Below are 13,913 nucleotides of genomic sequence, written 5' to 3'. Positions count from 1 at the left end.
GCCGGAACGCACCGTGTCCCGCAACGGCGAGAACACCGCCTCCAAGGAAGTGGTCGAGAGTTACGAAGTCAATGCGACAACCAAGCCCTACTGGGTCAGGAACGTCGCAACCGACACTACCTTGAACGAGGGGTCGACCGTCCGTCTGCGCAAGGAACGGGCGTTCGATGGCTTCGGCAATGTCACCGATCTGAAGGACTTCGGCCGCACCGACGTCAACGGTGACGAGGTTTGGACTGTCAACCATTTCTCGCAGAACACATCTGCCTATATCGTGTCACTTCCGCGCTGGAAGGCGGTCATCAATGGCCTGAGCGGGAACAGCTACCTTCGCTCGGAGGGCTTGTATTACGATGGCGCCACCGATGCCATGACGCCGCCGACTAAGGGAAATCTTACCCGGCAGATTGCGGAGTCAAAACGGGGCGACAACGATGGTGTTTGGGCCAACGTCGTTCGGACCTTCGGCTATGACACCTGGGGCAATCGGGTCTGGGCCGTCGACGGCGCGGGATCGCGCACCGATTGGGACTACGATCCGACCTATGCGCTGTACCCCGTGACAGAGCGTTCGCCACGCTACTTCGCCACAGGTGGCAACGCGGCCGACACCCGCTTCGTGACGACAACGGGCTATGATCTTGTTTGCGGCCTGCCGTCCTCGAGGACCGACCCGAACGGCATCGTCGAGGGCTTCAGCTACGACGCCTTCTGCCGACCGTTTGGCTACTCCCATTCCGGCTCGGGCCGTTACGTCAACACCCGCTATGAGAACGAGGGCAATCCGGGCCAGCAGGCGATCGCCACCTATGAGCCGTTGTCGAATGGAAGCGGCGAACAGATCAAGCGGACCTACTTTGACGGTCTCGGCAGACCCTGGCTGAACTCAGCCCCGGGGGAGCCTGGAACCGGACTGGTCCGCATTACCGAGACCGTTTACGACGCCCGCGGCAATGTCGCCCAGAGCGCTTTTCCCAGGTTCTACGGCCAAGCGCCGCAGTGGACGGTCCATTCCTACGACTGGGAGGACCGGGTTGTCCGCACAGCAAACCCGGATGGCAGCGCTCGCACCAGTCAGTATCAGGTCTATTCAGGCCCCCACGGTGGCTCCGAGAATATCAGTTTCTATCAGCAATTATCACTGGATGAGGCAGGCCGCGAAACTCTGACCTACACGAGCACCGTTGGTCAGGTGATGGGACAGTGGACTAAAAACGGTACCTGGGTGCTGGAGCAGGCCCGCACCTACGATCCGGTCGGCCAGCTGCTGAACGTGACCGATGCTGGCGGAGCGCGCGTCTCCTACAGCTACGACCTCTTGGGCAATCGACTGACCGCCAACGATCCGAACCTTGGCAACTGGTCTTACACCTATGATGGGGCCGATCGTCTGATCCGCCAGACGGATGCTCGAGGCGCGGTAGCAACGCTTGCCTATGACCAGATGGGCCGTCTCACGCTGCAGCAGGTGCAGCAGCCGGGTGAGGCGGCGCCGACGCTCGTTGCCAGCAACACCTATGACGAGGTTGTTGCCGCACCGTCGCACAATATCGGTCTTCTGACTAAGGCCGAGAACGGGGCAGCAACAAGCGTGTTCAGCCGCAGCTATTCCGGTGGCGGATCGACGCTGCGCACGACGTCGATGATCGACGGTGTCGCCCACACGACGGTCGAGACCCGTGGCCGCCAGGATAAGACGGTGTCGATCGATTACAGCCCTGCGGCCGTGCAAGTGGGATCGGCCGCCCAACCCTACGGCTACAACGACGCGGATCTGCTCTTCTCGATCCCCGGCTACATCACCACGACGAGCTATGAGGCCGACGGCCAGACGAAGTCGATCAGCTATGCCAATGGCGTCACGACCACCTTCAGCTATTCGGCGCAGCGGCGATGGCTCGATCGGGTAACCACCGCCAAGGGTGGGACCGTGCTGATGGACAATCAGTATGGCCGCGACGCAACCGGCAAGATCAAAACGATCACCGGCCTGACGGCCAACGACAACTGGGTCTACGACTACGACCCGCGCGGCCGTCTGGTCAGCGCCGACAACGCTGGCAACAACGCCCTCGACGAGACTTACGCCTATACCGACAACAACAACCTGACCTTCCGTACCCGGATCGGCAACTACGTCTATCCGGCCGCCAATGCCGTGCGTCCGCATGCGGCGACAACGATCGGCAACCGTTCGATCGGATACGACGCCAACGGCAACATGGTCAGCGATGGTGTGAGAGCACTCACCTGGGACGGCGCCAACCGGCTGTCGACGGTCAGCCAGAACAACACCACCGTGACGCTGGCCTATGGTCCGTCGGGTTCGCGGGTGAAGAAGAGCTTTGCCTTCGGCACCACACTCTATCCCGACGCCAATGTTGAGATCGATCGCTCGACCCCGGGCGTCGACATCTACACCCGTTATCCACATCCCGATCTCAAGATTGTCGCCAACGCCCAGACAGGAGCGGTCACCAAGACCTTCCTGCACCGCGACCACTTGGCGTCGGTGCGGTTGGTAACGGATGCCAACGGTAACCTTGTCGAACAGACGGGTTATGCCGCCTTCGGCGAACGTACCAACGCGACGATGCAGACCCAGAAGGGATATATCGGCGAGCGCTTCGATCCCGAAACCGGGCTTCAGTATCTCAACGCACGGTACTACGATCCAACCTTCGGACGGTTCATCTCGCCGGACGACTGGGATCCGACGAAGGCTGGGGTCGGTACCAACCGATATACCTATGCCGGTAATGATCCAGTCAATAACAGTGATCCCAACGGGCATGCCTTTAGTGGCAAAGAAACAAAATTCGACCAGTGGTCGGATCGCGATGGCCGAAATGCACCGGGGGCTACCGGCTGGCAAAAAGCACTAGACGACAACGAGCGTAGCTTCCGTTCAGGACGTATCGGTGACGCGCAGCATCAAGCTAATAAAGCGAAGCTGGAGAAAGAGAGAGAGCGCTACCGCGACCGAATAATAGGAAAGCCGAGCCTCCGCGAGCTCAGTTCGGAAGGGCTCCTAAATAATACGTTGGGAAGTGCCGGCACGTCGAGCAAGGCGCTAACCGAGAAGCAAGCCGGTGGTAAGACGAGTTCGACAACTGTCCATGGGCTTCCTGATAAAGTGCTTAGCGACAAAGCTCTAAACGCTCCTTCAGCCCAAAGCTATGAATTGGCAGGCGGGAGACACTTTTTACCACAGAACCTTGCCGAGCAACTCGTACTTCAAGACGCCCTGGGTGGCGGAGGGCAACAAATCATGGGTACGATGGGCTTTCCAAAGGGAGGGGCCAAGTTTGAGATCCGACAAAATGGTGTCATCCTTCACTACATGATATCCCCGGGCGGAATTATGGGTGACTTCAAATTTGTCGATCCGTAGACGGGGCAATGAGACCAAAACAATCCTCTGGCAACCAACACTGGACACGATATGGATGGAATTTCGATTAGTTATGCCCCGGAAGATGCGTATCACGGCAAGCTCACGGTGAGCGTGCAGTCAATGAATTTTTCCGGACGCAGTTCTGCTTGGTTTAACCTTGAGCAAGTCTCGGCCTTCGCAGACGCTTTGGGCGCAGTGCCAATAGAAATCGGCGCGGAGCCCGTGTTACAAGGAGGCATTTGGCGTGAGGGAGCACTAGATCAAACTCATGTATCACTTCGATTTGTACCGCACAATCTAACTGGCACAGTTCGTGTAGAATGCTTGCTGGCCGTGCCGTTACTGGTGGCCGGCGCGCCTTCCGTGCTTTCGAATACCTTGAAAGTGTCCTTGCTCACAACTTATAGCGATCTGCAGCGCTTCCAAATGGAGCTTCATGTTGTATTGCGGGGCGAGGGCGGGAACGCAGACCTGCGGGCCGAGGAAGGCTAACGACCGCCAGGGGCGCGGTCGTGCCGATGGACAACTGCTACGACCGCGATCTGACCGGCAAGATCAAGAAGATCGCCGGCCTGATGGCCAACGACAACTGGTTCTACGACTATGACCTGCGCGGCCGTCTGGTTAGCGCCGACAACGCTGGCAACAAGCCCTCGACGAAACCTATGCTTATGCCGCCGACAACAACCTGACCTTCCGCACCCGGATGGGCAACTATGCCTATCCGGCCGTGAATGCCGCCCGTCCGCATGCGGCGACCACGATCGGGAACCGTTCGATCGGCTACGCCGCCAACGGTAACTGGTCAGTGACGGCGTTCGCACCCTTGCCTGGGATGGCGCCAACCGCCTGGCGACGGTCAGCCAGAACAACACGACCGTGACCATTGCCTATATCCGACACATATCGGCAAGCTATGCGGGCGATACCCAATACGTAGGAAAGGTCCTTGGGTTGTTCGAGGAGGCGCGCGGCTTTCTCGGTGTAAGTGGCACCGGCGCGAATCCAGGAAACGGAGGTGTGTCCACGGCCTCCGACGGCACCCGCGTCGCGGTCATGGTGGGGCATAACCGTGTAAGTAAGGGAGCTGCTTCCATAACCCCGATAAATCTCATGGAGTTCGATTTCAATCAGGTCGTCGCCAAGGGAATGAAGAACGAGGCAGGGCACTACAACCTGGATGTCGAGGTCTTCTGGAGAGAGCCCAGTGGTAGCTACACGAAGGAGATCGAGGATGCGTACGCAAAGGTCGAGAGTTGGAAGCCGACTTGCATTCTGGAACTGCACTTCAATAGCAACAGTGACCCACAGGCAAATGGCTTGGAGATGCTGTGTCTTCCCAGTGCCAATTCGAGGACGCTTGCATCAAAACTGGCCGGCTCGACGAACAAGCTCCTCAACGTGAAGGTGAGACACAGCGACGGCGTGCTCGCGCTGGCTCCTGGCGATAGAGGCTGGCAATCAGTTTCGGCGTTGCCGAACATCCCAACCGTCCTATGCGAGCCGTTCTTCGGTTCTAACTCAGGCGACTGTGTCGCGGCTGCCGCGGTGGGGCGGGAAGCTTTGGGGCGTGCCTATCTGCGAGGAGTGCGCGACTGGGTGGAGGCGAAAGCGCTAACTAGCTGAGGCCAGCTCCGGCCGCCCATGATTGAACCGCCTCTGGTGAACCGAGAGTTGGCAATACGCTGCGCGAGAAGCGGGGCGTGGACGTTGGCTTGTTTCGCGTACCGGACCAGATCGCCGAGGATTTCCTCTTCACCGCCCCGACGTGGCGGTGGATCCTATTCAGTTGCTCGGGTTACCCCCCGAATTGTTACCTGTCTGGATCGTCCCAGTGGCCGGAACGCTGACGTAGACAAAGCCAGTTATTTGCCGGATTAGATGTTCCCAGTAGTTGAAAAGCTCGGTTGCGCAATCGTCGAAGCTGATTTGACTGCCGGCGTCGTCGAACACGATATCCGGGCCGCCGCCGTACTTGCCTGTGCCATATCCGCCCTGACCGTATCCTTTGTCGATCATATGGGTGTTGGACATATGGCTCATAGTGGTCGAGGTGGGAAATTTCCCGATTTTGACATGCTTGGATGCGTTGGTGACATCCCGGATGTAGCCGAACTTTTTGTTCGTCTTTTCGACAGCCTTCCAGAAATCGCCAAGGGCGTGGAGGGGGTGGCCGAAATGCTTCTCGAGCTCCGGTCGGCAGGCGTCATAGAGCCATTCGTGAAGATGGAAGAGCGAGGTCGCGAGATTTAACGCGGTCGCGAAGGTACTTGGGCGACCGAAGAAGGCTTCCTTGTTCGGAATGACGACATCGCGGAAATAGTCGACCGGCGTCGTTAGGGTTCTGACATTCTGTCCCGACGTTGGCGTCATGGTTCGCTCCTTCGTATTAAGCCATCGCATCGGACATGCACGCTGCGCTGTCCGCCTACATGAACAGGCGGTACGGATACACATTTCCTGGGAGGTCCGGCACATTCGCGATCGTTCGGGCCAACCGCTGCGAGTACCGGATACTCACGGGCACCGGATCGTAGAGAGCATCGTTGTTCCAATCCATCTTGGTCAGCGCGAGCGCTTCATGAGCGGTGAGTTCGAGTGAACCGCTGCCCGCGTGCCGGATGAGTTGCAGCGGTTTGGGAATGCTCTTTTTACCTTGGTAATAGTCGCCCTTGCTGGACACCTCGGGGGCGTTTCCAGCCACCCACACCAAAGCGGAGTTACCTGATCGAACGAGTACCGTGCCCCGCGGAACGGGATAGCCCGAAGGTTTAGACGGCGGTGTGGTTCGACCGGCATCGATTAGCCAGACGCCCCTCCAACGGGAAGCGGTGCCAACCTCGACGCACTCAATCTCCGGAACTCCCGCCAACGCGTCGTAGGCGCCCTCGATTTCATCTTCCTTGAAGGCCGTTGTCTTGTGAATGACCAGCCGTTTGGGGAGGTTTCCGCCGTTTCGGCCCTGATAGAGCTCCAGGCTGCGAGCAAGTACCGCCCGCATGTCGTCTCGGCTCAGAAACGGATTTCGGCGAGCTTCAGCGACGTCGCTAACGGGGTCTCGTGCCTCGAACGCAACGAACTGCATCCCTCCACCGTCCATATCGAAAACCTGCGAACAACAGGTCACATAGTGCGCGTCACGTTGATCACCGCGTAGCGCATAGGCTAGGCCGATGTAGGCGGTATCCGCCGGCACGCCTTTCAACGGTGCGAGCTTCCAGGGAGTACCAGCGGCCTTTACGTATAACGCGGTCGAAAGACGCCAGGCGCGCGATGCCGTGTGACTGAATGTGAAAACCCGATCATTGAGCACCTGAGTGGGGATGTTGTATTTTGCTCCCAGCGCCTTGAGAGCGTCGTGCGCGTCGAAGAATTGAGCACGCGTCGCTGATACCCAACTATCGGGAAAGTGCACCAGCACGACGTCAAAATCGTTCCGCAGCGTGTCGAGGCGGCGGAGGGCAGCGTCCATCGCTTGAAACAGCCCGGCCTCAGGGCCGCCATTACCGGGAAATTGGCTCAGGGAGTCTGGCCATTTGATGTGAGCGTCCCGCGGTGCCGCCTCGAGCTTGACGCGGAACAGCATTTCAAAACCGGGATACGGTGGCACATATTCGGTGCGGTCACTGGGCTCGTGTCGATTGCGCAGTGAGGCCATCAGTTCACCTCTGCGTCTAAACGCGCTCTCCGGCCCAACGGTCGCGATGCGCACCCTCGACGTGTAGCCTCCGAACGAACCCTTCGAATATGGACCAAAATTAACAAGGCCCCGCAGCGGATGTACGTCCACTTGCTTTGGATCAGAGGGGGAGAAGCATAGGAGTGGCTCATCAAGCAGGGTGAATGGCGGCAGCTTGGAGTCCAGAGCAGGGTTGGCCATCACTTTTTCCTATCAAAATAGCGATGGTGGTGGCCGGGTCGGCTCCAGCCAGTGGTACGCGATACTCCGAATATCGCATCGACACCCGCCCCATCATCAAGTCCAAAGGCGCGTATCTTGCCATCCGGTGTGGCTGTCAGAAGACCGCTCCAGGCGTGGATGATCGCAGCCCAATGCTTGTTGTATTTCTGAGCCCATCTTTCTCTCCGCCAGTCCCCTGCGGGATCACCACCTCGGCGCTCGAATGGAGAACTCACGAGATCATGCCCATCCGGTTCAGACTCCCCCCGGTTGGGCTGCTCCGTTGGATCCGTCCGGGGAATGTCCACAAATGTGTATGGCTCAAACCCACACCACCAGCGACCTTCAATGTGCTCCAGCTTTAGGAAAACGCCCTCCTGATAAGCAAAGCCAAGCGTGGGAACTCTGCCCGTTAGCGAACTGTCATACGCGTCCCGGAGCTGAGCGAGGGCCTGGCTTCGCCTGCGGGCTTTCTCCTCGCCCTCGCCTTCACGTGGAGGCGCTACAATGAGCGAGTGGCCGACTCGCCTGAGGCGCGGAAGTACAGGGCGGCCGTTAGACAGGGCTCTGGCCAGCGCATCATACAGTAACCCGAGAGCCCAACTATCCGTTGTTGGGTCCAAATCGATTGTCCCGGCGACCTGCGCGCCAATCGGGGCAAGGGCCGCGACTATGTCGTTGTCTTTTCCGAATGCCGCCAGCTCTCGGCCATTCGCAGCGACCACAGCCCGGCAGCGCTTCTCCTTCAGCAATGCTCTGACAGCAGGTGAAGTGGCCGGTCTAGCGAGGCTTATCCGACGGGCCGTGCGCGGGAGTGACTCGATCAAGAGCGCCGAATACCTCAGCACGGGAAATTGGCGCGCTTCAGTCGTTGGCAAGTTGACCGGTACCAGGCGAGCTGTGGCTCGGCCCTGCATGATATGGTCAAGTAACACCTTGGGTAGGTCGACATTCCTCACGACATCTGCGGCGAGCTCGTCGAACGTCTTGCATGCAACTACGGCAACATCGACGCCAACCCGTTGTGCCTCCTCAAGAAAGGTGGTGACAGCAGGTAGGAGACGTGAAGACGACGAAGCTACCCAATATAGCCCGTTGGGAAAGGGTGATTTCTCTCGAAGGACTGAAGAAAGTGCCTCCATGACCGAGGCGTCTCGTCCACTATAGCCGACGAAGACCATGCCGAAGCGCTTACTGGCCTCGACCAGTACGTGCCGCATTCGTTCATCTTGCTGTTCCAGTTCCGATCCGGTGTTCTTAATGGAGATGGATTGGTAATCACCGTGGAGCTTTGCCACCAGGGGCCAGTCCGACTCGTTCAAACAGCGCATCGCACGTTCGGCCGAGTCGATGGCGGCGACTGTCGGCCGGACTCGCTCCGAAACGGGTAATAGCGAATTGGCGAACATTGCGGACTCCTCGATCAAAGGATCGAAGTTCGTGGTAAACACGCAGTCGACCTTACGGGCCGCAACGAGGCTTCCTAAAACCTTATGACCGAAGCACGGTGTGCCTTTGGATATGGCGTCGTCGATATACTGTCTGCGATGTCTGGGTTGCGAGTATACGGCCTCAAACGCGGCCGCGTACTCGGACGGGTCGCCGTCAGGGGGCAGGATTGAAGTTCGGCGGAAGAACGCGTCGATCCGATCGATCCAGATTTGATCGCCGGTGTCGATCTCCCTTTTAGAGAGGTTGTTCTCGCGACAAAAAATCTGCGCCTTGAAGTCGCGGATCATTGCGTAGCCAGTGGGAATTCCAGACGCCGCAGACGCTCCTGCTCCTAGAAACCACGCTACGAGATTTGGTCTCAACGCCAGCGCTGTGGAGAAGTCTGCTGCCGACATGGTCGGGATAGGGCTAATGACTGTGTCCTCTGTACTTACTGAAGTACTCTGCAACTTACACGATATATTTGATTCGCTGGATTCCAGGGAGGCAATTCGAAAAGCCGTATATAAGCCCAGCCTCACTACTGTCTGCACCGCGGCGTTTAGCCAATGGGTTGTGTTTCATCGGAATGATGTAGCAGATGCCACCGATCGCGGCTAAAGGGCGCCACAGGCACTAGCTTCGCGTCGTCCCGCAGTAGGATTCCACTTATGCAGCCAGTTAATCTCATGGAAATGGTTCGGACGTGGGCGCTAGCGACCTTGCCGTATGATAGAAACAACAACGTCATTTCCGCAGAAGTGCACGGAATGAACGTCCGCGCTCTACTGAGGGCCTACCACAATTGGAAGACCCGCTTTGTTGAAGCGAGGCCTCGTAATCTGCATCTCTCGCAATCCTTTAACGATAATCCAATTGCTGCATCTCGGAAGGACGATCTGGATTCTTTGCTCGATAAAATCGCGAACGGCGAAGACATAACCCCACACCTCAGCAAGCGCATTAAGACGGTCGGGGAGCCATCGGCAAAAAAGATCGGACACCGCAAAGATTTGGATTTGCTGCTCTTGGAGTGGGAGATTCACCACCTGCACATCTCCAAAGACCTGGAGCCATCGGGCGAATTCGTGAAGCGCGGGGACCCATTGTTGTTCGTGGTCTTTCGTCCGGATGACGCCTACGTGGTCGACTTGGTGACACACCAGGATTTCAATTGTGACGCCGTCTTTCGGATACTTGCGCTAGAGTGGCCGGCTGCAAAGCTAGCCCACCAGATGACAGGAATCTCATTGCCCAAGGGCGCGAGCACACCGCCCGGATACACTGAGGAGGAGCGGCAGATCTTGCGAAATGGTGCCTTCAACAGCACGATCGTCGTAAATGGGATCCTGTACATGCCCGCCGGCGGCCTGACAGGGGCGGGGACTTCGACCAAGGCAAGTCAGTTCGCAAGTGCGGTGCTCCAGCGCATTGGGAAGACGCAGAAGTTGATGAACGATGACCGCGAATGGGCGGAGCTAATGCTCCAGACGGGACTGACCTGGCCGAGCGACCCGGATCTCGATTTCGTTGAATGTGGACCAAAGCTACTGGCGTTCAGAGAAAACAAAGAAAAAATAGAGATACCCATTTCTTACTAATGGTTTACGGCGCCTTTTCTGGCGCTCCCTGGCCCCCCAGCCTGCAAAGAGGCGTCGCCTTCGTGTCCAGCAAACCCGAAACAGTTATCGGAGAACCCGGTGTCGCTGCGTTGAAGCGGTCTGCCCGGGCCTTGTCCACTTTTCTTGAGCAAAACCAAGAAACGTGCGTTCTCGACTACCCGTTTGCCGTGGTTTATCCCAAGAATTGCTGCCAATCCGCGTCGCTGATGCTGCTCTACCTATTCGAAGAGAAATATGGGCTGCCGGGCGTCGAACTTGTCAAAGGGAGCAACCGGGAAACCGATGAGAGCCATTACTGGGTACGAGCCGGCGGCTTGGTCTACGATCTGACGGCCCATCAATTCTCTGGTCGGACGCCCGTGTTCGGTGTTCCGGAAGGCTCCTATATGAGGGAGCTATTTCCAGAAAGCGAAATCGATCCCGAGCGCACGTGGCTCGATCGGAATGAGGTGTGTGGCTTATACCGCGGCGACCGAATTCCTTTCTAATACTTATCGGCTAGGACGTCGCGGCAACCTCATGCCTCGAGGTCCTCGAGTATGTTGTCCGGTATCTCGAGCGCTGCGATGAAACCTCCGTCGGTAAAATCGTCGTTGGCCGCAAGTGCCGACAGCAAAGTCGGACGCCAGTGGTTCCTGTAGAACGCGCGCACCTCGTAGTTGGCTTGAAGCCGAAGAAAGCGTTGAACTCCTTGCTGACCATCTGCGCCATGTTGAATATACAGCGACGTAGCGTGGCTGCAGACGTAGTTGTTGACCTCGCGCTCGTACCGCTCATTGAGCTTTAGAGTAGTCATCTGGTGGTTTAAACGGTCAGCATAACCTTCTGGTAGGGCCGCTTGGTCGGGCACCGTGAACTCTACGACCAATGCGTTGTCACGGACTTCCGTCAAGGCTTGTAGAAACTGGATATCGGGAAGCGCATCAAAGTAGGCGTGCACGAATTGGTGTTCGTCAGCGTCTAAATCCGCGAAGCCAGCCAGCTTAACGTGATTACAGGCATGGCAGACCGGAACCAAATTCCGCGCGTAGATGGAAAGCGGCTTAAATACGGACCTTGGTAGAAAGTGATCCAGTTCTGTGGGCGGGTCTATGCCGCAAATAGGGCAAAGGCTAACTCCCGCGAACAAGGCATCGCGCAGCGGGCTCAACACCCTATCTTTTTGTGTTTTGTCGTACGCGGCCTCAAGAGCGCTTATAAGAGAAGCCGCAAACATTTCGCCTTTGAAGGTATCATGCGGTGCTCCAAGGTCGCCATCATATCGATCATAGATCGCAAGGACCTCTGTGATCTCGTCGGGTGTTATCGCATGTCCGAGGAGTTGTTGTTTGTAGCGGTACGTTCGGATGGCGGTTGAGAGATCGTTCTCGGCGGAATCGCGTGAGGGTAGCGGTAAGTTCCTCATGTCGCCTTCCGTTGCTTCGCCAATTTGGAGAGGACATACGCGCGTGCTTGTCCGCTAAGACCTGGCTGGAATGCCGTCTCGATCTCTTCGATGCCGTCGCTCCCTTGGATAAGGTAGTCGAGTATTTTGTGATAATCCGACGCAGAAGCCGTCAGTCCGAAACTGTCGTAGCTCAAAACGCCGACATTCTCTCCAAAGGTCTCAAGCTTGGGGGTGTCGATCGACAGAGACTTCCCATTTCGGCGCACATATCGAACGTGCCGTGCCAACGTCTCCTGCAATAGGACCGGCGAGTGCGTCGCGACTATGCAAAACGCGTTTACTTCGGTGAGTACGAGGCGTACCGCGCTGGTAAGAGCGGCCGTCAGTGGTGGATGGAGATGCGCCTCCGGCTCGTCGAACAGGATTAGGGAGCGCGGGGTCGCGTTCGCCACCAACGAGGCAATGACGTGCAGGGCGATCTTGTGCCCAGTGCTCCAGTCGAGGAACAACCTCTTAGTCACGCTGCGGGTGGCAGTGCCAAGATCGCCTAGCTGGTTCTTGAGTTGACTGAACGATGGATCCTCAGCCAAGATGGCAAGTGCCGCGTCGAACAGTTCAAGTTTGTCATTCTTGCGAATGCGTGTGAGCTGTTGCGCGAACTCGTCCGCGAGCGCGTTGACGGACTTGAGATGTGTGGATGTGCGCCGGTCCACACGAACTTCCTCGTCGCTTTCGCTGTTCGCGTTCTTGGCCGCGGCTTCGACGTCATCCCGCACCTCGGCAACGATGTCGCGCAATCCGCAAAAGACGAACCTGCCTTCCCCTCTCTCAAGATCGTCGGTGATTTGCGAAAGATCGCGAGCGTCCACGCCAGGAACGATGAAGCTGTCGAATGCGCTGTAAGAAATGGTAATGACGCGCATGAAGCCGATGGAGTTGGGCTCCAGCTTGCCGAAGGTATTGATCATCTCCTTCGTCGCCCGCGTTTGGGGAGAGGCGAAAGCGACGTGTGCGAGGCGGGATAGCAGGGTGCTCTTGCCGGCGCCGTTGCGTCCGACCAACACGATCATGCGCTCCGGCAGGAGGGTCTTCTTCCTCTTGGGGCCGAGCCTACGATAGCCCCCAATGTACCAGTCCGGAGTTGGTGCGCTGAAGTCAAACTCAATAAAATCGGTAGCTCCGGGGGGCTTGTATTGGAACTGGTTCTCGAGATCAGCGAGAGCTCCGAAGTTGCCTTCGTAGAGGGCGCGCGCGTCGGTAAGGAACTCTCTCCAGTCGCGATTGTCCCGGAAAAGAGACTTCTTCCAACCGCGCTCTTCGGAGAATTCATCGACGAGTTCGGGGTGTGCCACGACGTCGTTGAGCGCTCGCATTATGAGCGCGCGCCGTTTTACGGGGATTTCGTTCAAGCGTTGGTAGTAGTCGAGGCTGGTTCCGACAGAGGCGAAATCCGAGCCCAGTTGGCTGAATTCCTCTGTTATGAGAGACCCATGCGACTCGGTCTGGTCGAGCTTGAGTATTTTGACGCCACCGATGTAGGTGACCTCATCCAGCGCTGGACCGGGGCGATAGTGCAGGTGATATAGCGTCTGAAAGCTATAATCGTTCCAGTCGTCCCGCTGAAGGGCAAACCGGGTCTGGATGCTTCGCAACAGATTCTTTGAGGGCTTGTGTACTTCGATCGGCATACGCGTTCACCTGGGCAGTCCTTGGCAACCCCTAGCGCACGCCGGGCCCTGGTACCAGTAGCGGTAACGGGGCAGAATGCAATTTACCGACGCGGTGAACTTGCCTGGGTGCGGCCGCCTCGACGACATCAAAGCGGGCTTCAAAGCGGGCTTTTGCGGAGTTATGTAGCAAATTCCTGCCATAATCTCTATTCGATTCAAGGGATGCTGCCGTGTATCTGGCGACGTCTTTTCTTGGCGCATTCCGGATGACCACCGGCTGCTCTCGGCCAAAACTGCCAGGGCTGTAGCGCGCGCTCGGTTGGTGGCATTTGGTACACAATTCCGGAATTAGATAGATCCTATGAGGAGGGTGGATAGCAACCAGCGCCGTGGCAAGGTGAGGTTGCTTAACCACAAACACCCTACCTTGGAGGCAAGCATGCCCGTTGCAGCTCACCGATCCGAAGCGCCGGCCGCTATCCGGACTGATCTTGGCGCAATCTTC

Annotated in this window: 11 protein-coding genes; 6 read left to right on the top strand and 5 right to left on the bottom strand. The window is 57.6% G+C overall.

Annotated elements, in window-relative coordinates; all coding sequences use genetic code 11:
- Positions 1 to 13 precede the first annotated feature (13 nt).
- The 4 genes from ASD02_RS30295 (at position 14) to ASD02_RS30285 (ending at position 5,023) form a co-directional block, all read left to right on the top strand.
- Positions 14 to 3,394, top strand: a complete 3,381-nt coding sequence (locus ASD02_RS30295) for an RHS repeat-associated core domain-containing protein (protein ID WP_057221542.1) — start codon at positions 14 to 16, stop codon at positions 3,392 to 3,394.
- A 51-nt stretch (positions 3,395 to 3,445) separates the two neighbouring features.
- Positions 3,446 to 3,889, top strand: a complete 444-nt coding sequence (locus ASD02_RS30290; RefSeq protein WP_057221541.1) for a hypothetical protein — start codon at positions 3,446 to 3,448, stop codon at positions 3,887 to 3,889.
- A gap of 20 nt (positions 3,890 to 3,909) precedes the next feature.
- Entirely contained in the window at positions 3,910 to 4,089 is a 180-nt protein-coding gene (locus ASD02_RS38720) for a hypothetical protein (RefSeq protein ID WP_156408497.1), read from the top strand.
- 187 nt (positions 4,090 to 4,276) lie between these two features.
- The gene (locus ASD02_RS30285; protein ID WP_156408496.1) at positions 4,277 to 5,023 is read left to right on the top strand and encodes an N-acetylmuramoyl-L-alanine amidase; all 747 of its coding nucleotides are present in this window, start codon (positions 4,277 to 4,279) and stop codon (positions 5,021 to 5,023) included.
- A 159-nt stretch (positions 5,024 to 5,182) separates the two neighbouring features.
- On the opposite strand, the gene ASD02_RS30280 is transcribed toward ASD02_RS30285, so the two are convergent.
- The 3 genes from ASD02_RS30280 to ASD02_RS30270 form a co-directional block, all read right to left on the bottom strand.
- The gene (locus tag ASD02_RS30280; protein ID WP_057221539.1) at positions 5,183 to 5,770 is read right to left on the bottom strand and encodes a hypothetical protein; all 588 of its coding nucleotides are present in this window, start codon (positions 5,768 to 5,770) and stop codon (positions 5,183 to 5,185) included.
- Between the two features lie 55 nt (positions 5,771 to 5,825).
- A complete protein-coding gene (locus tag ASD02_RS30275; RefSeq protein ID WP_244494318.1) occupies positions 5,826 to 7,055 on the bottom strand; it encodes a nuclease PIN in 1,230 nt (409 codons plus the stop codon).
- A gap of 221 nt (positions 7,056 to 7,276) precedes the next feature.
- Positions 7,277 to 9,037, bottom strand: a complete 1,761-nt coding sequence (locus tag ASD02_RS30270) for an SIR2 family protein (protein WP_057221537.1) — start codon at positions 9,035 to 9,037, stop codon at positions 7,277 to 7,279.
- A gap of 363 nt (positions 9,038 to 9,400) precedes the next feature.
- On the opposite strand from ASD02_RS30270, the gene ASD02_RS30265 reads away from it, so the two are divergent.
- Positions 9,401 to 10,330: a hypothetical protein gene (locus tag ASD02_RS30265; protein ID WP_057221536.1), complete on the top strand. Its 930-nt coding sequence runs from the start codon at positions 9,401 to 9,403 to the stop codon at positions 10,328 to 10,330.
- Positions 10,331 to 10,392: 62 nt separating this feature from the next.
- The gene (locus tag ASD02_RS30260; protein WP_156408495.1) at positions 10,393 to 10,839 is read left to right on the top strand and encodes a hypothetical protein; all 447 of its coding nucleotides are present in this window, start codon (positions 10,393 to 10,395) and stop codon (positions 10,837 to 10,839) included.
- Between the two features lie 29 nt (positions 10,840 to 10,868).
- Here the strand turns inward: ASD02_RS30260 and ASD02_RS30255 are convergent, their stop codons facing one another.
- Together ASD02_RS30255 and ASD02_RS37645 are read right to left on the bottom strand one after the other, a co-directional pair.
- A complete protein-coding gene (locus ASD02_RS30255; protein WP_057221534.1) occupies positions 10,869 to 11,756 on the bottom strand; it encodes an HNH endonuclease signature motif containing protein in 888 nt (295 codons plus the stop codon).
- On the bottom strand, positions 11,753 to 13,426 hold the full coding sequence (locus tag ASD02_RS37645; RefSeq protein ID WP_057221533.1) for an AAA family ATPase: 1,674 nt from the start codon (positions 13,424 to 13,426) through the stop codon (positions 11,753 to 11,755). Before ASD02_RS37645 ends, ASD02_RS30255 begins: the two co-directional genes overlap by 4 nt.
- Between the last annotated feature and the right edge of the window lie 487 nt (positions 13,427 to 13,913).

Origin of the sequence: Ensifer sp. Root1252, assembly GCF_001425885.1 — a bacterium.
Classification (GTDB): domain Bacteria; phylum Pseudomonadota; class Alphaproteobacteria; order Rhizobiales; family Rhizobiaceae; genus Ensifer; species Ensifer canadensis.
The sequence above is the reverse complement of the archived record's forward strand: the minus strand, read 5'-3'. Positions and strand labels throughout refer to the sequence as shown.

Bases quoted from the DNA above. Each gene is read 5' to 3' on its own strand.
- ASD02_RS30275 (WP_244494318.1), bottom strand. From the start codon at position 7,055: ATGGCCTCACTGCGCAATCGACACGAGCCCAGTGACCGCACCGAATAT.
- ASD02_RS37645 (WP_057221533.1), bottom strand. From the start codon at position 13,426: ATGCCGATCGAAGTACACAAGCCCTCAAAGAATCTGTTGCGAAGCATC.
- ASD02_RS30270 (WP_057221537.1), bottom strand. From the start codon at position 9,037: ATGATCCGCGACTTCAAGGCGCAGATTTTTTGTCGCGAGAACAACCTC.
- ASD02_RS30265 (WP_057221536.1), top strand. From the start codon at position 9,401: ATGCAGCCAGTTAATCTCATGGAAATGGTTCGGACGTGGGCGCTAGCG.
- ASD02_RS30280 (WP_057221539.1), bottom strand. From the start codon at position 5,770: ATGACGCCAACGTCGGGACAGAATGTCAGAACCCTAACGACGCCGGTC.
- ASD02_RS30290 (WP_057221541.1), top strand. From the start codon at position 3,446: ATGGATGGAATTTCGATTAGTTATGCCCCGGAAGATGCGTATCACGGC.
- ASD02_RS30255 (WP_057221534.1), bottom strand. From the start codon at position 11,756: ATGAGGAACTTACCGCTACCCTCACGCGATTCCGCCGAGAACGATCTC.